We start from the raw sequence: 21,959 nt of genomic DNA, 5'->3' as shown, positions 1-21,959 counted from the left end.
GGTCTCTGGTGTCCTGGTGGTAAGGCTGTCTGGCCGATGCCCGCTAGCTGGGAAGTGTGATCTGCCCATCGTCGTGGCGTTGGACAGCTCCGTTCATTTCCAGCTCGATGAGTATTGCCGCAACTGCTGAGATGGACAACTGACAGCGTGATGCAATCTCGTCAACAGTGGAGGGGGTATGCGCCAGCAGGGAGAGAATATTTTTTTCGTCAGATTCCGGTAATGATTGACTGGCCGCAGGGGCTTTCCGGGGGGCAGCTGGCGGGGCGGTCGGTACTTTTCCAGTGGGTGTGGAAAGGGATGGCTGGCGTGAGGGAGGCCTGCTCCATGGGGCCAGTCCGGGGTCTGGTGAGGGTGTGTCTGCCAGGGCGGACAGGATGTCCTGAACCTGCTCGACCAGTATGGCCTGATTCTGTTTCAGCAGGTCATTCCCGCCGCTGGAACGTGGATCGCCGGGAAAGCCAGGCACGGCAAAGAGCAGACGCTGGAAGGTTGCAGCGAGTCGGGCCGTGATGAGTGTGCCGGAGCGTCTGGCTGCCTCAACCAGCAGGCAGCCACGGGCCAGACCGGCAATGAGAAGGTTGCGCCGTGGAAAATGGCGGGCATTGGCCGGCATGCCGGGAGGATATTCCGTAATCAGGCAGCCCTGCTGGGCTATGGCGGCCTGCAAGCCGGCATGTTCGGGAGGGTAGGTAATGTCCAGCCCGCCGGGCAGGGCGGCAATGGTCCGGCCAGAGGGCAGGGCTCCCCGGTGGGCCGCTCCATCAACTCCACGGGCCAGACCGGAAACGACAGTCAGGCCGGCTTCTGCCAGACCGGCGGCGAATTCCTCTGTCAGTTTCAGGGCCGGATTGGAGGCCTTGCGGGCCCCGACAATGGCCAGGGAGGGTGTGGAGAGCAGGTCTGTATTGCCTTGGGTGAATAGAAGTACGGGAGCATTCGGCAGTCCGGCCAGCAGGCGGGGATAGGCAGGGTCGGAGCGTAGCAGATGGTGGCCTCCCCGTTTTCCCAGCCAGGCAATTTCGTCTTCCATGCGGGATGCGGAGGGAATGGCTGGCGCCGGACGGCCGGAAAGGCGGGCACGGGCAGGCAGCGCTGCAATGGCCTGCTCTGCCGTGCCGTAAAGGCCCATCAACCGGCTGAATGTGGCGTTGCCAATGCCCTTTGTGCGGGCCAGCCGCAATCGAGCCAGACGTTCCGTTGCTGTCAGGTTGGCTTCTGATAATGCAGCTGGCTCATTTCTGTCCGACACGGGGTTCCGTTCCGCTACAGAGGCGGGCAATGTTGCCGTAATGGCGCAGGAGGATCAGCAGGGTGATGCATGCTGCTGCAATGGGACGGGCCGACATGATGGGTGCCAGAGAGAAGGCCACCATCAGGAACGGTGCTGCCAGAAAAGCCAGCAGTGCCCCCACGGAGGAAATCCTGCTCAGACGGACACCAGCCAGCCAGAGCAGGGTGCAGAGCAGCCCGACCGGCCAGCACATGCCCCAGAAAACACCGATGCCTGTAGCAACGCCCTTGCCGCCACGAAACCTGAGCCATATGGGGAAGCAGTGCCCCACGACAGCGGCACACCCTGCTACGGAGAGGCACAGGGCCGTGTCGTGAGGGGAGAGGGCCTCCGCCAGCAGGACGGCCAGAAGCCCCTTGAAGGCATCCAGAAGCAGGGTTGCCGCAGCGAGGCCTTTGCGGCCTGTCCGCAGCACGTTGGTGGCCCCGATGTTGCCGGAACCGATGCGCCGGATGTCACCCTGCCCACTGAGTGCGGTAAGCAGGAGGCCGAAAGGGATGCTCCCCAGAAGATAGGCCCCCAGAGCGATGACAGGCAGGCTGGGGGGCATGAGAGACCAGGTCAGGATGCCGCTCATGCAGGGAGACCTTTGGCAGTGAAGACTTCGCGACCCTGACGGAAGGTCCGCAGGACACGTCCTTTGAGGTTTCGGCCATCAAAGGGGGTATTCTGTGCCCGGCCGGGCAGGCTGCCCGCGGTGACGGTCCATTCTTCTTCCGGGTCAAACAGGCAGAGGTCTGCCGGGGCACCGACGGCCAGCGTCCCGGCTTCCAGCCCCAGAAGACGGGCCGGAGCCACGGTGAGCAGGCGCAGGGCCTCCAGCAGCGGCAGGCCAGCCTGAAGCGTGACACCCAGCAGGGTGACGAGGCCGGTCCCGCCAGCCCGGGCCTGGGCAAAGGGAAGACGCTTGTCATCCGCATCGGCCGGGCTGTGATCGGAGGCGATGGCATCGATGGTGCCGTCTGCCAGACCCGCCAGAACGGCCTGCCGGTCAGCCTCCAGCCGCAGCGGCGGGGAGAGCTTGGCGTAGGTGCGGAAATCCCCGATATCCGCCTCCGTCATGGCGAAATAGGGCGGTGCCGTGTCGCAGGTGACCCGGATGCCCCGCTTTTTGGCATCAGCAATCAGGCCGAGGGCTTCCCCGGTGGAAACATGCCCGAAATGGATGCGTGCGCCCGTCAGTTCGGCAAGGCGAAGGTCACGGGCGATCATCATGGCCTCGGCGCAGGCGGGAATCTGTGGCAGGCCCATTTTCACGGCCTGCGGGCTGGCAGTGGCGCAGCCCCCTTTGGCCAGGGAGGGATCTTCCGGGTGGAGGACAATGACGGTATCCAGAAAGCCGGAATAGGCCAGCAGGTTGCGCATCTGCTTGGTGTCGGCAATGGCCCGGGCACCGTCGGTGAAGCCGATGGCCCCGGCTTTTTTCAGCAGGCCGATTTCGGCCATGTCCGTTCCGGCGCAGCCTTTTGTCAGGGCTCCATAGGGATAGATGGAGACAAGACCAGTCTCTTCCCCACGGCGGCGGATGTAATGGACGAGTGCCGGGTTGTCGATGGCAGGCTCGGTATCGGGAAGCAGGGCCAGGGAGGTGATGCCTCCTGCCACGGCAGCCTGAATACCGGAATCAATGCTCTCCCGGTATTCAGCTCCGGGTTCGCCAAAGCTGGCCCGCATGTCCACGAGGCCGGGGCAGAGGACGGCCCCTTTGCCATCCACGATGCGGGCAGCCTTGGAGGTCTCCTTGGGGTCGAGGGCGGCAATGCGCCCTTTCTCGACCAGCAGGCTCCCTTTGCCATCCCGCCCGGAGGCAGGGTCAATCAGCCGGACATTTTCAAAAAGGATGCTGCTCATGCGGGATTCTTCATGCGGGAAAGACGGTCGAGGACAGCCATGCGGACGGCCACGCCCATCTCGACCTGTTCAGAAATGACGCTCTGTGGCGAATCGGCGACATCGGAGGCAATTTCAACACCCCGGTTCATCGGGCCGGGATGCATCACCAGGGCTCCTGGCTTGGCCAGAGCGAGGCGGCGGCGGTCCAGCCCGAAGAGGGAGAAATATTCCCGTGCGCTGGGGACAAGGCCGCTGCCCATGCGTTCCCGCTGGACACGGAGACACATGGCCACGTCCGCATCCTTCAGGGCTTCATCAATGTCATGATGCAGGGTGACGCCTTCCAGCGTGCCGAGGGCACCGGGCAGCAGGGTGGGGGGGCCTGCCAGATGGATGTCGTTGCCCATGGCCCGCAGGAGGTGAATGTCCGACCGGGCCACACGGCTGTGGGCGATGTCGCCGCATATGGCGATTTTCAGCCCGCTGAGGCGGCCGAAATGCCGCCGGATGGTCAGGCCGTCCAGCAGGGCCTGCGTGGGGTGCTCGTGCATCCCGTCCCCGGCATTGACGACACTGGCCTCGACCTTCTGCGAGAGCAGGGCTGGGGCACCGCTCTGGGCATGGCGGACCACCAGCAGGTCGCAGTGCATGGCGTTGAGGGTGGAGGCCGTGTCCAGCAGGGTTTCGCCCTTGTTGACCGAGCTTGTGGCGACGGTCATGTTCACCACATCGGCACCCAGCCGCTTGGCGGCCAGCTCGAAGCTGGTGCGCGTGCGCGTGCTGTCCTCAAAGAAGAGATTGATGACGGTACGGCCCTGTAGCACGTCCCGTGGTGCATTGCGGGAACGGCTGAGCAGGGCATAGCTCTCGGCGAGGTCCAGAAAAGGCGTGATGTCCTTTTCTGTCATGCCTTCAATGCCGAGAAGATGGGGCGTGTGGTGTGTGGGGTTCATGCGGACAGGACACTCCGGATGCGGGCGAGAACCTCATCCCGGCCCAATGCGGCGAGCGTGAGGTCGATTCCGGGCGATGTCGTGGTACCTGTCATGGCAGCACGGAGCGGCTGGGCGACGGCACCCAGTTTCAGCTCATGCTCGGCAGCGAATGCCCGCAGCGTGCTGTCGATCCCTTCTGCCGTGAAAGGTTCCAGCCCGGCGAGTTTTTCCTCCAGCCCGGCGAGAACCTTTCGGCCTTCCGCGCCCAGATGCTTTTCCGCCTTGGGGGTGATGGTCAGCGGCAGGCGCAGCCCGGCGAAGGCGGCGTTGTCGGCCAGCTCCACGACCGTCTTTGCCCGTTCCTTCAGCCCCGGCATGAGGGCAAGCACACGGGCACGGACCGTCTCGTCATGGTCAAGGTCATCACGTCGCTCCAGACGCTGCATGACAAGGGCCGTCAGCCGCTCGTCATCGGCACGGCGCATCCAGATGCCGTTGAGGTGGCTGAGCTTGACGTAATCCATCCGGGAGGGAGAGCGGCCGATGCCATCCATGTCGAAAAGCCTGATCTGTTCCTCACGGTCCAGCACCTCGGCATCGCCATGCCCCCAGCCGAGGCGCAGCAGATAGTTGCAGAGGGCCTCCGGCAGGATGCCTTCCTCACGGAAGTCCACGACGGACTGGGCACCATGACGTTTGGAGAGCTTGGCTCCATCCGGCCCGTGGATGAGGGGCAGATGGGCGAACTCCGGAAGGTCCCAGCCCATGGCCCGGTAGATCATGGCCTGACGGAAGGTGTTCGTCAGGTGGTCGTCACCCCGCATGACGTGCGTGATGCCCATGTCGTGGTCATCCACCACCACGGCGAGCAGATAGGTCGGTGTCCCGTCGGAACGGAGCAGGATGAGGTCATCCATCTCCGCATTGGCGACACGGACCTCTCCCTGCACATGGTCCCTGATGATGGTCTCACCCTCTTTCGGGGCCTTGAGGCGGATGGCATAAGGCACGCCTTCTGGGGCTTCGGACGGGTCACGGTCACGCCATGTGCCATCATAGCGGGGCGGGCGTTTCTCGGCCCGGGCCTTCTCCCGCATGGCGGCCAGCTCTTCGGGCGTGCAGTAGCAGCGGTAGGCCATGCCCTTTTCCATGAGCTGGGCCACGACCTCGGCATGACGGTCCTGCCGGCTGGCCTGGAAGACAGGCTCTCCGTCCCAGTCCAGTCCCATCCATTTCAGGCCATCAAAAATGACGTCCACGGCGTGCTGGGTGGAGCGTTCCCGGTCTGTATCCTCGATGCGCAGGACAAATTCTCCACCGTGATGACGGGCGAAGAGATAGTTGAACAGGGCAGCACGGGCGTTGCCGATATGGAGCAGGCCGGTGGGCGAGGGGGCAAAACGGGTACGGATCTTCATGAGCAGGCCTTATAACATGCCGGGATGGGTCGGGCCATCCACTTCAATGTGTCATCATGGGCTTTATCACAGGCAACGGCACTTGTGGAATGGACGGGCCAGGGGTGGATGCAGGAGGCGGCAGAGCGGAGGATGATGGGGCAGGCTGTACTCAGGATGGTAGCGTCGGGGCTGGCCCGGCAGGGCAGTCGCCTGACCTGCTGGCTGCCTGTCGGTGTAGCCTTGGGCATTGTGGGGTATTTTGCCCTGCCGGCAGAACCTGCGTGGAGCACAGGCCTGATGATGGGTGGTTTGGCGGGCATGGGGCTGGTGTTGCTGGCCTGCTGCCGCTGGATGGTGGCCGGGACGGAACAGGCGGCACACTGGCAGGTGTTGGGGCATTGTCTGGGAAGTGGCCTCCTGGTGATTGGCCTGGGGTTTCTGCTGGCCTGGGGGCAGGCTGTCCGGCAGTCCCCCATGCCGCTCCTGCCCATGGAATCGGTCTGGCTGGAAGGACGGCTGGCGGCTCTGGAACCTGTTCCAGGCCGACATGAAGGGCAGAAGCCCAGCTGGCATGTGGTGGTGGAGGGGGCCGTGTTCGACTCTCCATGGTGGAATGGCATGGCGCCCCTGCAACGGCGGGTGACTGTCACCTTTCTGCCCAGAGAAGGGCAGGAAGATGGCCTGATGGCGTTGGTGACAGGCCAGCCTGTGCGGATACGGGCGCTTCTGCGCTCTCCGCCCCCACCGCTCTGGCCGGGAGGGCATGATGGGCAGCGTGCGGCCTGGTTTGCTGGACGTGCCGGAGCGGGACTGGCCCTCTCACCGCCCTTGCCGCTGAGAGCTGCACCGGCAGGTGGTGTTGTGGGCCGTCTGGATGACAGGCTGGTCCATCTGCGGCAGACAATGGACTGGATGATCGGAGCGGCCCTGCCGGGGCAGGTGGGAGCGGTGGCATCCGCCGTGCTGTGTGGCGAAACGGGCCGTCTTTCTGCCGAGACGAGGCAGAGCTATGCGGCTGCCGGGCTGGCGCATCTTCTGGCCGTGGCGGGCCTGCATCTGGGGCTGGTGATGGGGCTGGTGTTTGCCACGGTCAGACGTTGCCTCAGCCTGTCGCAGCGTCTGTCGGCCTACTGGCCCTGTCGTGAGGTTGCCATGCTGGTCTCTTTTGGGGCCGGGGTGGTTTATGTGGTGCTGACAGGGTTGCATGTGCCGGGGCTGAGAGCGCTGGGCATGGCGGGGTTGGCCGTGTTGGCCCTGCTGCTGGGGCGGCGGGCCGTTTCCATGCGGGGGCTGGCTCTGGTCTGCCTGGTGCTGGAGGTGATGTCTCCTGTTCTGGTGCTGGATGTTTCCTTCCAGATGTCTTTCGCAGCTGTGATGGCTCTGATTGCGGGTCACGAATCATGGAGGAACTGGCTGTTCCGGTTGGGAGGGCATCATGGGCAGCAGGCCCCGGCTCTCTGGCGGCGGGGGGCAGCTCTGCTGGTGGCCCTTGTTCTGACCTCCCTGCTGGCCGGACTGGCGACCCTGCCGCTCAGCATGGCGTATTTCGGCGCCTTCCAGCCATGGTTTGTCATGGCCAATCTTCTGGCAGTCCCCTTGATGGGTGTCTGGGTGATGCCTGCCGGGATTGTGGCCCTGCTGCTGATGCCATTTGGCCTTTCTTCGGGGCCACTGCACGTGATGGGGTGGGGCATAAAGGGTATCGGCTGGCTGGCAGGGTGTGTGGCGGCGGCTCCGCTTGCATCATTGCCGGTGCCGTCTTTTCCGGCCTGGGGGGTGGGGCTGTATCTGCTGGGGCTGACCGTGATGTGTCTGTGGCGGGGATGGGGCCGGTTTGCTGGCGTGGGTGTGATGGCTGTGGCGCTTTCAGCACCCTGGCTGGTGGACCGGCCCGTGATGCTGCTGGTGGAGCAGGGTGCCGTTTTGGCTGTCCGGCAGGAAGGGGCCATGAGGGTGATGGAGGGGCGCCCTGGTAGCGGGCTGGTCCGACAGGAGATGCAGCGTGCCTTGGGCTGGAATGTCAGAGGGCTGGGGCAGCCGGACTGTGCGGCAGGTCTCTGTCATCTACGCCTTGGGAATGATCGGCTGGTGTTGTGGCGTGGGGTTGCCGGGCCGGAGCGTGGTGGAGAGGCATCATGCCGGGATGTTGTGTTGGAGATACGTATGGGCGGACAGCATCCTCTCTGTCCGTCTGTCCGGCAGCTTGGTCCGGCTGATCTGCGGCGGGAAGGAAGCTGGGCCGTTTATGGGACGGGGGCGGGTGGTATCAGGCTCGTGTCGGACAGAATGGTGCAGGGGGATCGCCTCTGGACCGGCGAAGGAGCGTTCCAGAATGTCGTGCCCCTGCCACCAGCTCCGGCTGAGTGAAGGGGAATCAGGACCCGCACAATGTACGGATCAGTGGCGGGGCAATGCGGCTGAGGCGCTGCTCCAGGGCAGCGGAGAGGCGCCGGTAATGGCTGGCACCAGGCAATGCCGGGTCTTCCCACGGTTTGGTCCCCTCGGGGAACTGGATGATGCAGCGTTTCAGCCGTTCGCTTTCCCGGCGTTTCTTCCATGGTTCCGGGAGATGCAGGCAGAGATTTTCCGTCAGTTTGCCGGTCAGGAAGTTCCAGCGTTCGGGCAGGAGATGGACATGGTCGTGGAAGACCTGATTGAGGATGTCTGTCCCCGGGCAGAGATAGGGGCGTGTGGCAAGGGTGAAGCAGCGGTTTATCTGCGACGGTGAGATGAGCCGGGGGCGGAGCAGCATCATGCTGCTGTTGAAGTAGTCTTCCGGCCGGGCAAGGGAGAGATGCTGGCGGGTATAGTCGGGCAGGGAGACATCGGGCAGCCCGGCAGCGGGAGCATCGCCCAGCAGGGTATGGATGGGCACTTCATGCTGGCGGAGAATCTGGGCGACAGGGTCGGCCACGGCACCGATGGCGGCCTGCCGGGGAAAACGGTTCAGCAGGGGGGGCAATGGTCCGGTAACGAGCAGGGCACTGTCCAGCCAGAGCACATGGACATCATCCCGGAACAGCACCGGGAGATAGCAGCGATAGAAACATTCATTGCGCCATCGTTGATGGGTGTGCAGGCGCAGGGCTGCGGCTTTCTGTCCGACATCGTGAAAGGTCAGCAGGCTGTATTCTGTTCGGAACAGGTCACTGATGATGAGCTGGAGGGCTGGCGCCACATTGGTGTGGAGGATGTGGAAATCGAGCTTCGTGCGGGGATTGTGATCTACGACGGACTGGATGGCACAGAGCGTGGCCCAGAGGTCTTTGCCATTCGTGCCAAAAACGATGGCCGTCTCTTCCAGTCGAGGCGATGGCATGGTCTATCTCATGGTTTGATCGTAAAATTAGACACAAAAGGTCTTTTATAGACTTTTACGATAAAATAAAGGACTTGATATGAAGGCTTTTTTGGGAGGAGAAGCTTGTGGCCTGCTCAGCGCTTGGGGGGTATTTTGTTCTTTTCCCTGTAGAGACACCATTCAGTGACGGGGCAGCGCCAGCATTCTGGTGTGCGGGCCTTACAGACATAGCGGCCATGCAGGATGAGCCAGTGATGGGCAGGGCGGAGCATCTCTTTGGGGATGCGGCGGACCAGCTCATCCTCCACGGCACGGACGGTCTTGCCCGGTGCGAGGCCAGTACGGTTGCCGAGGCGGAAAATATGGGTATCGACAGCCATGGTTGGCTGGTCGAAGGCGATGTTGAGGACGACATTGGCTGTTTTCCGACCCACGCCGGGCAGGGCTTCCAGCTCTTCCCGGCTTCCGGGGACCTGCCCGTCATGTTTTTCCAGCAGCTGCTGGCAGAGCAGGGCCACGTTATGGGCTTTTGAGCGCCAGAGGCCTATGGTGCGGATATGTCTGGCGATGCCTTCTTCACCCAGTGCGGCCATGCTGGCAGGGTCGGGGGCTTCTTCGTACAGGGCACGGGTGGCCTTGTTGACGGAAACATCCGTTGCCTGTGCTGAAAGCACGACACTGACGAGCAGCTCGAACGTGTTGTGATAGATCAGCTCGCTGCGGGCGTCCGGGTGTGCTTTTTCCAGCGCGGCCAGAAAGGCGCGGACGGCCTTCAGGCTCATGCGGGGCTGGGAGCTGGTCGAGCGTGTGCGGGGCGTGCTGGTAGAAGCCATGAGGGTATGGTGGGTCCGGCCATTATGGGAAAAACTCTGTCCGTTCCTAAGGGGAGTCGGGTTTTTCTTCAAGCGGAGGGGCCGGGTGTGGTCTGACAGGTTTTGAAGGAGGAAAAGGCAGACGTGGCAGAGAATGGGGATGGACGGGACAGCATGAAGAAACTCTCCTTTGGGGCGATAATGGCTTTTGTGGTGAAGCGCTGGCTTGGCCAGCCTGCCATGCTGGCATGGACGCTGGGCGGTGTGGCCTTGGCCACGGTAGCTGATATATGCACTCCTCTTCTGGCTGGTCGCCTGGTGGGTGATATTTCCACAACGACATCTGCCTCATCGGCTGCTGGTGGCCGGGAGGCTTTGCTGCATGATGCCCTGCTCATGGTCAGCGGGCTGCTGGTTCTGGGGCTGGTGGGCGTCATGGGCCGGCGGTCTTCCTATCTGGGGATCAGCAAACTCAGCCTTGCTGTCATGCGCCGGGTGCTGGATGATGCTTTCGCCCGGGTGCAGCGTTTCTCGTCAGACTGGCACGCCAACAATTTTGCGGGCTCTACCGTGCGGCGGATCACCCGGGGAATCTGGGCCATTGATACGCTGGATGACACGCTTCTCCTGCTCATTACGCCAGAGGTTCTGGTCCTGCTGGGGACGACCCTGGTCCTGCTGGTGCGGGCGCCCCTCATGGGGCTGGTGCTGGCCGTGATGGTCGGGCTGTTTGCCTGCATGTCCATCTGGCTGGCTCTGCGTTATGTGGCGCCAACAGCCCGGATATCCAACGCCTGTGATTCCAGGATGGGGGCCGTGCTGGGGGATGCCATTACCTGCAATGCGGTGGTGAAGAGCTTCGGGGCGGAGGAACGGGAGGAGCGGCAGCTCCATGCCGTAGCCCGCACGTGGGCGGACAAGACCTATTACAGCTGGTATCGGGGGACGAACAGCGCCAACTTTCAGGCGTCCTATACGCTGCTGATGCGTGTGGTGATGATTGGTCTGGCTGTGCTGCTCTGGTGGCGTGGTATGGCCGGGCCGGGTGATGTGGCCTATGTGCTGACGATGATGTTCCTCATCCAGGGTTATCTGCGGGATCTGGGGCAGCAGGTGAGCCAGGTTCAGCGGTCGGTCAATGAGATGGAAGAACTCGTCGGGCTGTTCTCGAGCGAACCGGCCATCCGGGATATCCCCGGTGCCATTCCGTTGGAGGTGACGGCGGGGGAGATTGTCCTTCTGGATGTGAGTTTCCGGTATCCATCCCAGGAAAAGCCGATCTATCAGGGGCTGTCGCTGAGGATCGCACCGGGGAGCCGTGTGGCCCTGGTCGGGGCGTCCGGGTCGGGCAAGACGACGCTGACACGGTTGTTGCAGCGTCTGTATGATGTGGATGGTGGCAATATTCTGATTGATGGGCAGGATATTGCTTACGTCACCCAGCAGAGCCTGCGGCGCCAGATTGCGCTTGTCCCGCAGGAACCCATGCTGTTCCATCGAACATTGGCTGAGAACATTGCCTATGGTCGGCCTGATGCCACCCGGGAGGAGATCGAGCAGGCGGCACGGCTTGCCAATGCTGATGGATTCATTACCCGTCTTGCCGAAGGGTATGAGACGCTGGTTGGTGAACGTGGCGTGAAGCTCTCCGGGGGAGAGCGCCAGCGCGTGGCGATTGCCCGGGCTTTTCTGGTTGATGCGCCGATTGTGATTTTTGATGAAGCCACGGCAAGCCTCGATTCTGAATCAGAAATGCTGGTGCAGGAGGCCATGACCCGCCTGATGGAAACACGCACCGTACTGGTTGTGGCGCACCGTCTGGCCACCGTGCGTGACCTGGACAGGATTCTGGTATTTCATCAGGGGCAGATCGTTGAGGATGGCACGCACGAGAGTCTGATGGCTCTGAAGGACGGGGCCTATCGGCGGCTCGTGTCGCTGCAATCGCTTGATGCAGCCAGCCCGTAACGGGCTGGCTGATGCTGGATGGTCGTCTCCTGCCCTGCGGAAGGGTCAGATGTAATGTTCATCCAGTGGTGGAAAGCCATTGAACCCGGTCGAGCAGTAAGTGGACACATAGGCACCAGTGGCGAGGATGTTGATCCTGTCTCCTGCCTTGAGCTCTTCTGGCAGGGGAACGGGATTTTTCTCGTATAGCACGTCCATGCTATCGCATGTCGGCCCGGCCAGGATGCAGGGTGAGCGGCTGCTCGTGGTGTCGTCATGGGGTGTCTGGAAGACATAGCGGATGGATTCGCCTTCTGTTTCCGCCAGACCACCAAAGCGGCCGATATCCAGATAGACCCAGCGGGGAGTGTTGTCCTCACCGCCCCGCCTGCTGGCCAGCACGACCTCGGTATGCACGATTCCCGCACTGCCAACCATGTAGCGGCCCGGCTCCAGCAGAATGCGGGGGGCCCCTTGTGGGAAATGCGCTGCCATGGCCTCCGTTATGGTCGTGCCGAACTGGTCGATGCTGGGGATGGGGCTGTTGTAATAGGTTGGAAAGCCCCCGCCCATATTGATGAAGTCCAGCGTGATGCCCTGCTTCTGGAGGCGGTGGCAGATTTCGGCAGCCTGAGCAATGGCGTCGGCATAGGCTGTCGTGCTGGTCTGCTGGCTACCGACATGGAAAGACAGGCCAGCTGGTTTCAGGCCCAGCTCACGGGCTTTCTGCAACAGGGTAAAAGCGCTTTCCGGCGTCGTGCCAAACTTGCGGGAGAGCGGCCACTGTGCCCCGGTATTGAGAACTCCCAGCCGACAGAAAACCTCACAGCCGGGGGCGTGTTCTGCCAGTTTTTCCAGCTCCTCCATGCAGTCGAATGCATAGAGTGTCAGGCCTTTCTGATGGGCATAGGCAATGGAGCGCACTGTCTTGACGGTGTGGCCGAAAGAAAGCTTCTGCGCCGGAATGCCTGCTTGCAGGCAGATGTCGATCTCTCCGGGGGATGCGATGTCGAAGAACGAGCCGAGGGCATGCAGCTCCTTCAGGATCGCTGGTGCCGGATTGGCCTTTACGGCGTAATGGATCCGGGCAGAGGGAAGGGCATCGTGCAGGGCGCGGTACTGCGTGCGTACGCAGTCCAGGTCCACGACAAGGCAAGGGGTGGCGGGTTTTTGTTCGGTGAGAAAACGGGCGATTCTGGGAGTCATGATACTCACGTCCCCTATAAATTCTCCCCGGTCGGGGGAGATGTTGCGAAACGGTCGAACGGACCGGCGGGATTCCGCCTGCCCCCTGCAGGCAAGGGGATACGGGGCCAGAGCGCTTGACGTCGTTGCGTAACCTCATGAGGGCCAGTGGCACGTGCGTTGCTGCGTGGAGTGCGTGACAATGCCCAGATTTTTTTTCAATGCAAGGGGAAACTGAAGGGTGGCTTCCGGGTATGGTTCTCATCACAAAAAAGTGATGTCAAGCCAGCCATTCAGCAGGAGGGGACGGGAAGGGAGCGCTCTGTTCAGGAAGGATTTTTATTAAAATTCAGTGTGTTGTTGAGTGGGGTCAGTCATGGCCGGTAGATGCCATGTCGATAGGGTGACTTTCAGTTAAGAAAACTGTTCTGGTAACAGTGTAACGTCTGCGTGGACTGGTTTGATGTGTTTTCTGCTAATGGAGGACATGATGACGGTAGGTCATGACGATAAGAAAAAACGCCCCTTTCTTGTGCGGGTTGGCAAGGCGCTGCGCCCCTTGTTCAATGCCCTGATTGCCAGAGGGTCACTGGTCCCCAATACACCTCTGCTGGACAATGGCCTGTTTCCTTGGGCGGTGGCCCTGGAGAAGGCTGCTCCGCTGATGCAGAAAGAGTTTCAGGCCATCATGGCTGAGCGTGAGAAAATTCCGCCCCTGCGTGACCTTTCGCCCGATCACGAGCGCATTGCGCCGGACAGCCGCTGGAAGTCATTTTTTCTGTATGGCTACGGCATTCCTGTTCCAGAGAATTGTGCCAAGGCCCCTGTTACGGCCCAGCTTGTGGCCGGGATTCCCGGTCTCTGTTCCGCCCTGTTCTCCGTTCTGGAGCCCGGTGGGGAAATTCCACCCCATAAAGGGGTTACCAAAGGGATGCTGAATGCACATCAGGGCTTGGGGGTTCCACGAGATCGTGATAATTGCTGGATCAAGGTCGCAGATCACACGCTGCACTGGGATGATGGCAGGCTGTTCATCTTTGATGATACCTACCGGCATACGGTGCAGAACAACACCGATGAGGTGCGTGGCATACTGTTCATTCAGTTTGAGCGGCCTACCCGTGGTCTGGGATGGTTGATGCAGCGTATTTTCCTTGGAGGGGTGAAAAAATCCGCCTTTGTCAGGGATGCCCAGAACAATATCGAACGCTGGAACCGTATTCAGGCTGAACTGGAGAAAGTGTGATGATGGAGCCGTGATCTTGCTGTCACGGCCTCGCAGGGAGAGGAAAAGCGCACCCCGTGCCCGACAAGATCGAGATGCCATTGGAGCCTCCGCCACCACCAAAAGGCCTCTGGGCCACGTTCAGGCAGGTCCTGAGCAACAGCGGAGACAGCCAGACGTCCCTCAGTGCGGCGGGATGCGCCTTCTTTGCAACCCTGTCGCTGTTTCCCGCCCTGACGGCGCTGATCTCTGTCTATGGGCTGGCTTTTGACGTACAGACGGCAGAAGAGCAGCTGCGTGTCGTCAGGCATATGCTCCCTCCTGCCGCCTATGAGATGATCTTCGACAGGATCCATGCGCTGGTGACTCAGCCTCAGTCCTCACTGACCCTGGGGCTGGTTTTTTCCCTGCTGGTGGCTCTCTGGTCCGTCACGGCCAGCAGCAAGTCCATCCTGTCTGCCCTGAATATCGTCTATCATGCCAGGGAAACTCGTGGTTTCCTGCATTTTCAGGTTCTGGCCTTCGGCACAACTCTTCTGGCCGTGATAGGGGCCTGCCTGACGTTGGCGCTCATGGTGGCGGCTCCGGCCATCGTGGATTATCTGCCACGCTATCTGAGTTATGTGGGGGTGACGATAGATAGCCTGCCGCCATCGCTCCATTTTCTGGTGGAGCAGGGCACGCCCGTTCTCGTTCACTGGCTGGCCCCTTCCATCATGCTCTGTTTCGTCTTCATGGCGCTGATCGTGCTGTATCGTATCGCCCCGTGCCGGGAGCGCATGACATCATGGCGCTGGATCCTGCCCGGTGCGTTTCTGGCGACCCTGCTCTGGGTTGGCGTGTCCATTGGTTTTTCGTGGTACGTCTCGCACTTTGCCAGTTATGGTACGACGTATGGGCCACTGGGTGCCGTGGCGGCTGTCATGATGTGGCTTTTTGTCAGTGCGTATGTCGTGCTGTTTGGCGCCGTGCTGAATGCCGAGCTGGAGGAGCGGGGCTACCGGCGGATCGTCCGCAAGGAAATGGGAATCCCCGTCAGGCCAGCGGATCACTGAGGAGCTGCCGGTTACCGGAGCGGGCTGTCCTGTGCGATTTTTTCGGCCTGACGGGCCTGGTCCTGAAGAATCTCGTGCATGTCGGTAGGGTGGCGGAAACGGGAGCGGCGGCGGGGAAGGACCGTTATGGTGATGTGGCTGACACCGTGATTCATGATTCCCAGGCTGGCCGCAGCCCCCTGCGAGAGGTCGATGATGCGGTCGCTGTCGGCTGGCCCGCGGTCATTGACCCTCACGATGACAGATCGGCCCGTGACGGATGAATGGACCAGCAGTTTCGTTCCCAGAGGGAGGGACGGATGGGCGGCCGTCAGCGCATCGGGGCTGAAGCGTTCGCCGCTGGCAGTCCGTTTTCCGATCAGCTTTTTGCCGCCATACCAGCTGGCCAGCCCGCTTTGCGTGGGAGGGAGTGCAGCTTCTTCCGTCTTCTCCACGTCTGATGACATCCCGGCCGCCAGAGCGGATGGGCTGGAGGCGATATGCCCCAGACATGCAAGAATGATCAGACCCGGCAGGGTAGAGGTTGTGAAGGGGAACCGCCTGTTCCGCCCATGAGGGACGACAGCTTCCATGGAAGCAGGGAAAGGTGTGTGTGCCTTCATGTTACCCACGGATATTGTTGATGGTCATCCCGAGTGTGTCACAACTTGAACAGATGGGCCAGCGTGGGCGTCCAGATGATTGTAAACTATTGGATAACATATGAAGATTGCGGTGCCAGACTGTAAAAGAAGTGGCTTTACCTGATGAAGATGAAGGTGCTATCAGCCGTTCGGATGAAGCGACCTCTTATTGTTGTCCTGAACGGACCGAACCTGAATATGCTGGGGCTGCGGCAGCCTGAGATTTACGGCGAAGCCACACTGGATGATGTGGAGCAGCTGTGCCTTCAGGCTGCGGAGCGGCTCGATGTGACGATCGACTTCCGCCAGACCAATGGCGAGGGGGAGCTTGTGTCATGGGTGCAGGAATGCCGGGGCCGTGCAAGCGGTATTGTCATAAATCCTGCGGCCTATGGGCACACATCGATTGCTTTGCTTGATGCGCTGCTGGCTGTTGAGCTGCCAGTGATTGAGGTGCATATGTCTAACATTCATCGCCGGGAAGCATTTCGTCATCACACGTATGTTTCACAGGCAGCCCGTGGAGTCATCTGCGGGCTGGGGATACGCGGGTATGCCCATGCTCTCCAGGCGGTGGCAGATATGATTGAGGATGAAGGATGAGCCGTATGCTCGTGGACAAGGAGGCCATTCGGGCACTGGCCGATATCCTGACGGATACAGGCCTGACCGAGATTGAAGTTTCCGAAGGCGACAGCCGCCTTCGTGTTGCCCGGAATGTGACCGTACAGGCTGCGGCTGCTCCCGTGGCCGCTGCTCCTGCTGCGGCTCCCGCCCCCGTGGCGGAAGAGGCCGTGGCCCCGGCAGACCCGTCATCCCATCCTGGCGCTGTTCCCAGCCCGATGGTGGGCGTGGCCTATCTGACACCGGACCCCTCCTCCCCTCCGTTCGTGCAGGAAGGAGGCCAGGTCGCTGCCGGGCAGACCATCATGCTCATCGAGGCGATGAAGACCTTCAACCAGATCAAGGCACCGCGTGCAGGCAAGCTGGTCCGCTACTGCGTGGCATCTGGCGATCCGGTTGAATTCGGGGCAACATTGGCGATCATCGAGTGATGTTTTCCAAGATCCTGATAGCCAATCGTGGCGAGATTGCCCTGCGGGTGCTGCGCGCCTGCCGGGAGATGGGCATCAAGACGGTGGCGGTGCATTCCACGGCAGATGCTGACGCCATGCATGTGCGTCTGGCCGATGAGGCTGTCTGCATCGGGCCGCCAAGCTCCCGTGATTCTTACCTGAATGTGGCGGCTATTCTTTCTGCCGCCACCATCACCGGAGCAGAGGCCATCCATCCGGGCTATGGCTTCCTTTCCGAAAATGCGGAATTCGCCGAAACGGTGGAGGAGCACGGCATCGCCTTCATTGGCCCGACAGCCGAGCACATCCGCATGATGGGTGACAAGATCACCGCCAAAACGACCATGGAGGCCCTCGGCGTGCCGCTGGTGCCCGGGTCGGACGGGGCCCTGCGGAGCCTGGACGAGGCCCGGGAAGTTGCGGCCCGTGTCGGGTATCCGGTGCTCATCAAGGCCGCTGCCGGTGGTGGTGGTCGTGGCATGAAGGTGGCCCAGACCGCTGATGAGCTGGAGGAAGCCTGGAGCGTGGCCCGGACGGAAGCCCGTGCCGCTTTTGGCAATGACGAGGTCTATCTGGAGAAATATCTCGACAAGCCCCGTCATATCGAGCTTCAGATCATGGGTGACACGCACGGCAATGTCGTGCATTTCGGGGAGCGTGACTGCTCCCTCCAGCGTCGCCATCAGAAGCTGCTGGAGGAAGCCGGTTCCCCCGTCATCACGCCAGAGCAGCGCAACGAGATTGGCAAAACAGTTACGGATGCCCTGTCACGCATGGGGTATCGCAATGCCGGTACGCTCGAGTTCCTGTATCAGGACGGGCAGTTCTGCTTCATTGAGATGAATACCCGCCTTCAGGTGGAACATCCGGTGACGGAAATGGTCTGCGATGTGGACCTCGTGCGGGAGCAGATCCGTGTGGCCGCTGGTGAAAAGCTGAGCTACCGGCAGGAAGACATCGTGATGAACGGCCATGCCATCGAGTGCCGCATCAACGCCGAGGACCCGGAAACCTTTGCGCCCAACCCGGGGACGGTCAAGGTGTTCCATGCTCCCGGTGGTCTTGGTGTCCGTATGGACAGTGCGCTCTTTGCCGGTTACAGGGTGCCTCCCTATTACGACAGCATGATTGCCAAGCTGATCGTTCATGCTCCCACCCGTGCGCTAGCCATCAGCCGCATGCAGCGGGCCCTGACGGAGTGTGTTGTGGAGGGGGTGAAGACGGTCATTCCTTTGCATCAGAAAATTCTGGCAGACCCGGAGTTCCAGAAGGGTGAATATACCATTCACTGGCTGGAGAATTTCGTGGCGAAACTTCAGGCCGATAAAGCCTGAAGATTTCTGCTTCGGCCTGTCCGTTCAGAAAGCCGTTCCCGTAGCAGGGAGCGGCTTTTTTTATGGTCAGCCCCGTGCTTCTTTCAGGCTGGCTCCAGCGATGAGGGGGCAGCCCGGCAGGGCCAGAAGGAAAAGGGCCGCCAGAAGGCTCAGATTGGTCGTACAGGCTGTTCCTGTCGGGGTGGTGCAGGCCAGTGTGCCGAAGATGAGACCAGGAGTCATCAGCGGCAGTGTCAGCACGGGGAGCAGAAGGCTGTTGCGGCGTGCTCCCAGTGTTATGGCCGCTGTCATGCCCCCTGTGAGAGAGAGGGTCAGGCTGCCCAGAGTAAGGCTGAGCATGAGCACCGTCAGGTTATGGGCTGGCAGCTGGAAGAACAGGGCCAGCAGAGGGGTGGCCAGCAGGATGGGCAGTCCACCTGTCACCCAGTGGGCGAACATTTTCCCCAGCGCAATGAAGGCAGGGTGCAGGGTGATCTGGAGCATGTCCAGTGATCCGTCTTCCGCATCTTCATCATAGAGGCGCTCCAGCGGCAGGAGTGAGGCCAGCAGGGTACAGACCCACAGAATGGCCGGGCCGGTCTGCTGGAGCAGGGCGGGGGTGGGGCCGAGGGCAAGAGGAAAAAGTGTGCTGCAGACTGTCAGGAACAGCAGCCCCCCTACGGTTTCGGCACCGTTCAGGCGGGCCAGATGCAGCTCCCGGCGCAGATGCAGGAGCAATGGATGAAGGGTCTTTTTCGAGGCTGGCTCCTCATGCACTGGCGGGGTTTGCATGGCCATGTCTGGCGTGATGGATGGTGCCACCATGCCGGGTGTGAGGTGCTGGCTGCCCGGTAGGGATAGTGGCGCATGGGAGGCAATGGCCACGGCCCCCCCACGGGCACGATGCTCTGCCAGCAGGGTCTCCAGCAGGGCAAGGCTGGCAGCATCCAGACCATTGGCAGGCTCATCCAGCAGCCACAGCCGGGCATCGGGAAGGAGCAGCAGGCGGCTCAGGGCTACACGACGTTTCTGCCCCAGCGAGAGCAGGCGGACAGGGCAGTCCAGAAGATGGGCCAGCGCCAGACGCTTCAGGGCAGCATGGATGGTTTCTGTCCCATGGGGCATGAAGAGACAGAGATTCTGCTCGACCGTCAGGGTGGATTTCAGGGCGTCAGCAGGGCCAAGCCAGGCAATGTCGGCCCGGCGGGTCACTGTGCCTCCAGCAGGGGGACACAGCCCTGCCATCAGCCGCAGAAGTGATGACTTGCCCGTACCATTTGGCCCGGTAAGGAGGAGGGCATCACCGGTAGCGAGGTTCAGGGAGAGATCAGGGACCAGACAGCGTCCTGCCCGCTCCAGCCGGACATGATCCAGCCGGAGAAGGGATTGTGGTGGAGAGGCAGGCGGGCATGAGGTGCTGGAGGCCATGGTGATGTTTCATGTGGAGCTGGAAGGGGCCTGGGGAAGGTCCGGGAGAAAAATATGCCCTTCCGGGTGGAAAATACAGAAAAGGATGTTTTGCTTGAAGGGTGGTTATGGTTAAGAAAGCGCATGGTGAATGACTACAGGATGGTTGTCCATGTTGTAGCGTGCAGGAGGATGTTCGGAACTGACTGACTGGGTGCTGAAGGCGACCGGTATCGCCAAGTCTTTCGCCGGGAATGAAATTCTGCGGGGAATTTCTCTGGAAGTGGAACGTGGGGAGCTGATTTCCATCATCGGGCCGTCCGGCTGTGGGAAATCAACGTTCCTCCGCTGTCTCAATTTTCTGGAACATCCTGATGCCGGAGAGGTGCGGGTTGAGGATGTGACCGTGGCCAGTACGGGCTCATGGCGTCGTGCGGACGAGGTTCAGGCCCACCGTCTGCGCAGCCATGTGGGCATGGTCTTCCAGTCCTTCAACCTGTTTCCACATCGCACGGTGCTGGAGAACGTCATGCTGGCCCCCATGCAGGTCAAACGCATGAGTGAGACGCAGGCGAAGCATGTTGCCTGCGAACTGCTGGAGAAGGTTGGCCTTGCCGCCGTGAAGAACCGTTACCCGGACCGTCTGTCCGGCGGGCAGCAGCAGCGTGCGGCCATTGCCCGGGCTCTGGCGATGAAGCCTTCCGTCATGCTGTATGATGAGCCGACATCCGCTCTGGACCCGGAACTTTCCGAAGAGGTGCTGTCCGTCATGCGGGCGCTGGATGCGGAGGGTATGACCCAGCTCGTCGTGACGCACGACATGCGTTTCGCCCGGGCGGCCTCGGACCGTGTGCTGTTCATGGAAGCTGGACAGATTGTGGAAAGTGGCGACCCCGATGTGATGTTCGCCAACCCGCGTGAGGCAGGAACCCGGCGTTTCCTGCGGACACTCCTTTGATGAATGGGGGCACGGTGATGAAGCGTGTGATGTTTGCGCTGGCTCTGGCCCTGTTCGGGCTGTGGGGTATGGCAGGTCTGTCCGCTCCTGCCTGGGCTGAAGGCGGTACTCCAGCAGTAGCTTCCCTGCGGGTTCCTGGTGCTACGGATGACAGGGACCTTCCCTGGGCGTCGGACGGAGAGGCCAACGTGCCTTACGTCTTTCACGATCCAGCCCATGAAGGGCGGATGACAGGTTTTGAATATGACCTGATGCAGACCATCAGCGCCCGGATGGGACGGCATGGGCGTTTCGTACAGAATGGCTGGGACGGGCTGATCCCCGGCCTCTCACGGGACCTGTATGCCCTGGTCATTGATGGTATCGAGATGACGCCGGAGCATAAGGCTGCCGTGCTTTTTTCCCGGCCCTATTATGTGACGGTGGATCGGATTGTCCTGCGGAATGATGAAAAAGGGCTGGACACGCTTGATGCCCTGAAAGGCCATGTGGTCGGGACCATCAAGAGCACGGCTGCCGAGCGTCTTCTGCTGGATCACGATCCGGCCAATGTGCGCTCTTATGATGAAGAGACAAATCTGTTTTCTGACCTGAAGAACGGACGTCTTGATGCCATTCTGATTGATGAGCCTATTGCCCTTTATTACCGGTCGGATGATCTGAAGCTCGTTGGGCCGCCGATCGGTCGTGTGGCTTATGGAATTGCCTTCCCTAAGAACAATCCCGGCCTGCGTGATGCTGTGGATTCCGTTCTGGGTGATCTCATGAGCGATGGCACCCTGCATCAGATTCTGGCCCGCTGGAATCTCTGGACGCCGCAGATGGCCGATTACACGGGGGATCAGACTCTCTCAACAGTCCAGCCAACGGCCTGGGTGGATTACCGCCAGACGATGGAGCGGATGTCCGGCAGCAGCGTGCAGGCCATGGTCCACCGTTATGTCAGTTTTCTGCCTCTGATAGGCAGCGGGGCGTTGATGACGCTGGGCGTGTCGGCTCTGGCGATGGTGCTTGCCGTGGCGATGGGGCTGGTGCTGGCTCTGGCCCGGGCCTACGGGGTGGCACCGTTACGCTGGCTGGCCGGGCTGTATGTGGAGATCGTGCGGGGCACGCCGTTGCTGATACAGGTGCTGTTCATTTTCTATGGACTGCCTGCTTTTGGTCTGCGTCTGTCGCCTTTTGCGGCGGGCGTGCTGTCGCTGGGGTTGAATTATGCGGCCTATGAGGCGGAAAATTACCGGGCGGGGCTGCTTTCTGTTCCCCGTGGACAGATGGAAGCGGCCATCGCCCTGAACATGACCCACATGCAGGCCCTCCGGCTCGTGATCGTTCCGCAGGCCTTCCGCACGGTCGTACCCGTCATGACGAACGATTTCATTGCCCTGCTCAAGGACAGTTCCCTCGTTTCCGTCATCACGCTGACAGAGCTGAGCCAGACCTATATCCGTCTCTCGTCAACCTATTATGACTATATCGGCACGGGGCTCATGGTCGGTCTGGCCTATCTTCTGGTTGGCCTGCCTTTTGTGCGCCTCGCCCGCATGGCGGAGAAGCGCATGGGGCGCGTCGTCGCCAAGGGGCATCACTGAAGGCCC

Annotated in this window: 19 protein-coding genes and 1 pseudogene; 9 read left to right on the top strand and 11 right to left on the bottom strand. The window is 61.3% G+C overall.

The annotated features are described in order from the left end of the window. Window positions 1–43: 43 nt before the first annotated feature. Genes dprA through gltX form a run of 5 tightly spaced genes read right to left on the bottom strand, consistent with a single transcriptional unit; the run spans window position 44 to window position 5,480 of the window. Entirely contained in the window at window positions 44–1,252 is a 1,209-nt protein-coding gene (gene dprA / locus CO583_RS04225; RefSeq protein WP_248630328.1) for a DNA-processing protein DprA, read from the bottom strand. Further along, entirely contained in the window at window positions 1,236–1,871 is a 636-nt protein-coding gene (plsY, locus tag CO583_RS04220; RefSeq protein ID WP_043561018.1) for a glycerol-3-phosphate 1-O-acyltransferase PlsY, read from the bottom strand. Before plsY ends, dprA begins: the two co-directional genes overlap by 17 nt. Continuing rightward, window positions 1,868–3,145, bottom strand: coding sequence for a dihydroorotase family protein (locus CO583_RS04215; protein ID WP_081562612.1), 1,278 nt, complete (start codon window positions 3,143–3,145; stop codon window positions 1,868–1,870). The genes plsY and CO583_RS04215 overlap by 4 nt, the downstream gene beginning before the upstream one ends. Then, entirely contained in the window at window positions 3,142–4,080 is a 939-nt protein-coding gene (locus CO583_RS04210; RefSeq protein WP_043561013.1) for an aspartate carbamoyltransferase catalytic subunit, read from the bottom strand. Before CO583_RS04210 ends, CO583_RS04215 begins: the two co-directional genes overlap by 4 nt. Then, complete coding sequence (gene gltX, locus CO583_RS04205; RefSeq protein WP_248630329.1) at window positions 4,077–5,480, bottom strand: glutamate--tRNA ligase; 1,404 nt, start codon at window positions 5,478–5,480, stop codon at window positions 4,077–4,079. Before gltX ends, CO583_RS04210 begins: the two co-directional genes overlap by 4 nt. Window positions 5,481–5,504: 24 nt before the next feature. On the opposite strand from gltX, the gene CO583_RS04200 reads away from it, so the two are divergent. Next, window positions 5,505–7,829, top strand: a complete 2,325-nt coding sequence (locus CO583_RS04200; RefSeq protein ID WP_249103184.1) for a ComEC/Rec2 family competence protein — start codon at window positions 5,505–5,507, stop codon at window positions 7,827–7,829. Window positions 7,830–7,836: 7 nt separating this feature from the next. On the opposite strand, the gene CO583_RS04195 is transcribed toward CO583_RS04200, so the two are convergent. Then, complete coding sequence (locus CO583_RS04195; protein WP_043561007.1) at window positions 7,837–8,781, bottom strand: glycosyltransferase; 945 nt, start codon at window positions 8,779–8,781, stop codon at window positions 7,837–7,839. A gap of 116 nt (window positions 8,782–8,897) precedes the next feature. Then, window positions 8,898–9,596, bottom strand: coding sequence for an endonuclease III (nth, locus tag CO583_RS04190; RefSeq protein ID WP_373364563.1), 699 nt, complete (start codon window positions 9,594–9,596; stop codon window positions 8,898–8,900). A 153-nt stretch (window positions 9,597–9,749) separates the two neighbouring features. Here nth and CO583_RS04185 point away from each other — a divergent pair, with 153 nt between their 5' ends. Further along, the gene (locus CO583_RS04185) at window positions 9,750–11,543 is read left to right on the top strand and encodes an ABC transporter ATP-binding protein (protein WP_248630561.1); all 1,794 of its coding nucleotides are present in this window, start codon (window positions 9,750–9,752) and stop codon (window positions 11,541–11,543) included. Between the two features lie 45 nt (window positions 11,544–11,588). Here CO583_RS04185 and CO583_RS04180 read toward each other — a convergent pair whose 3' ends face one another. Beyond that, complete coding sequence (locus CO583_RS04180; protein ID WP_283163462.1) at window positions 11,589–12,728, bottom strand: type III PLP-dependent enzyme; 1,140 nt, start codon at window positions 12,726–12,728, stop codon at window positions 11,589–11,591. Between the two features lie 466 nt (window positions 12,729–13,194). On the opposite strand from CO583_RS04180, the gene CO583_RS04175 reads away from it, so the two are divergent. Further along, a complete protein-coding gene (locus CO583_RS04175) occupies window positions 13,195–13,953 on the top strand; it encodes an aspartyl/asparaginyl beta-hydroxylase domain-containing protein (RefSeq protein ID WP_227656466.1) in 759 nt (252 codons plus the stop codon). A 56-nt stretch (window positions 13,954–14,009) separates the two neighbouring features. Then, window positions 14,010–14,987 carry a YihY/virulence factor BrkB family protein gene (locus CO583_RS04170; protein WP_227449777.1) on the top strand — a complete coding sequence of 326 codons (978 nt, stop codon included), beginning with the start codon at window positions 14,010–14,012 and terminating at the stop codon, window positions 14,985–14,987. An 11-nt stretch (window positions 14,988–14,998) separates the two neighbouring features. Here the strand turns inward: CO583_RS04170 and CO583_RS04165 are convergent, their stop codons facing one another. After that, window positions 14,999–15,589, bottom strand: a complete 591-nt coding sequence (locus CO583_RS04165) for a septal ring lytic transglycosylase RlpA family protein (protein WP_248630331.1) — start codon at window positions 15,587–15,589, stop codon at window positions 14,999–15,001. Between the two features lie 174 nt (window positions 15,590–15,763). On the opposite strand from CO583_RS04165, the gene aroQ reads away from it, so the two are divergent. From aroQ to accC, 3 genes are read left to right on the top strand one after another with little or no spacing between them, the layout of a single operon-like run. Continuing rightward, window positions 15,764–16,213 carry a type II 3-dehydroquinate dehydratase gene (aroQ, locus tag CO583_RS04160; RefSeq protein ID WP_043561671.1) on the top strand — a complete coding sequence of 150 codons (450 nt, stop codon included), beginning with the start codon at window positions 15,764–15,766 and terminating at the stop codon, window positions 16,211–16,213. After that, a complete protein-coding gene (locus CO583_RS04155; protein ID WP_043560999.1) occupies window positions 16,210–16,665 on the top strand; it encodes an acetyl-CoA carboxylase biotin carboxyl carrier protein subunit in 456 nt (151 codons plus the stop codon). The genes aroQ and CO583_RS04155 overlap by 4 nt, the downstream gene beginning before the upstream one ends. Beyond that, window positions 16,665–18,020 (top strand): acetyl-CoA carboxylase biotin carboxylase subunit, encoded by a 1,356-nt coding sequence (gene accC / locus CO583_RS04150; RefSeq protein WP_043560997.1) that lies wholly within the window; start codon window positions 16,665–16,667, stop codon window positions 18,018–18,020. Before CO583_RS04155 ends, accC begins: the two co-directional genes overlap by 1 nt. A 66-nt stretch (window positions 18,021–18,086) precedes the next feature. Here the strand turns inward: accC and ccmB are convergent, their stop codons facing one another. Together ccmB and ccmA are read right to left on the bottom strand one after the other, a co-directional pair. Further along, window positions 18,087–18,791 carry a heme exporter protein CcmB gene (gene ccmB, locus CO583_RS04145; RefSeq protein WP_248630562.1) on the bottom strand — a complete coding sequence of 235 codons (705 nt, stop codon included), beginning with the start codon at window positions 18,789–18,791 and terminating at the stop codon, window positions 18,087–18,089. A gap of 54 nt (window positions 18,792–18,845) precedes the next feature. Next, a pseudogene (gene ccmA, locus CO583_RS04140) lies at window positions 18,846–19,427 on the bottom strand (heme ABC exporter ATP-binding protein CcmA); the annotation flags it as partial. A 193-nt stretch (window positions 19,428–19,620) separates the two neighbouring features. Here ccmA and CO583_RS04135 point away from each other — a divergent pair. After that, the gene (locus CO583_RS04135) at window positions 19,621–20,364 is read left to right on the top strand and encodes an amino acid ABC transporter ATP-binding protein (RefSeq protein ID WP_052349171.1); all 744 of its coding nucleotides are present in this window, start codon (window positions 19,621–19,623) and stop codon (window positions 20,362–20,364) included. 68 nt (window positions 20,365–20,432) lie between these two features. Beyond that, window positions 20,433–21,953 carry an ABC transporter substrate-binding protein/permease gene (locus CO583_RS04130; RefSeq protein ID WP_052349215.1) on the top strand — a complete coding sequence of 507 codons (1,521 nt, stop codon included), beginning with the start codon at window positions 20,433–20,435 and terminating at the stop codon, window positions 21,951–21,953. Window positions 21,954–21,959 lie beyond the last annotated feature (6 nt).

It is taken from the genome of Parasaccharibacter sp. TMW2.1882, from assembly GCF_023337635.1.
Taxonomy (GTDB): Bacteria; Pseudomonadota; Alphaproteobacteria; order Acetobacterales; family Acetobacteraceae; genus Bombella; species Bombella apis.
The sequence above is the reverse complement of the archived record's forward strand: the minus strand, read 5'-3'. Positions and strand labels throughout refer to the sequence as shown.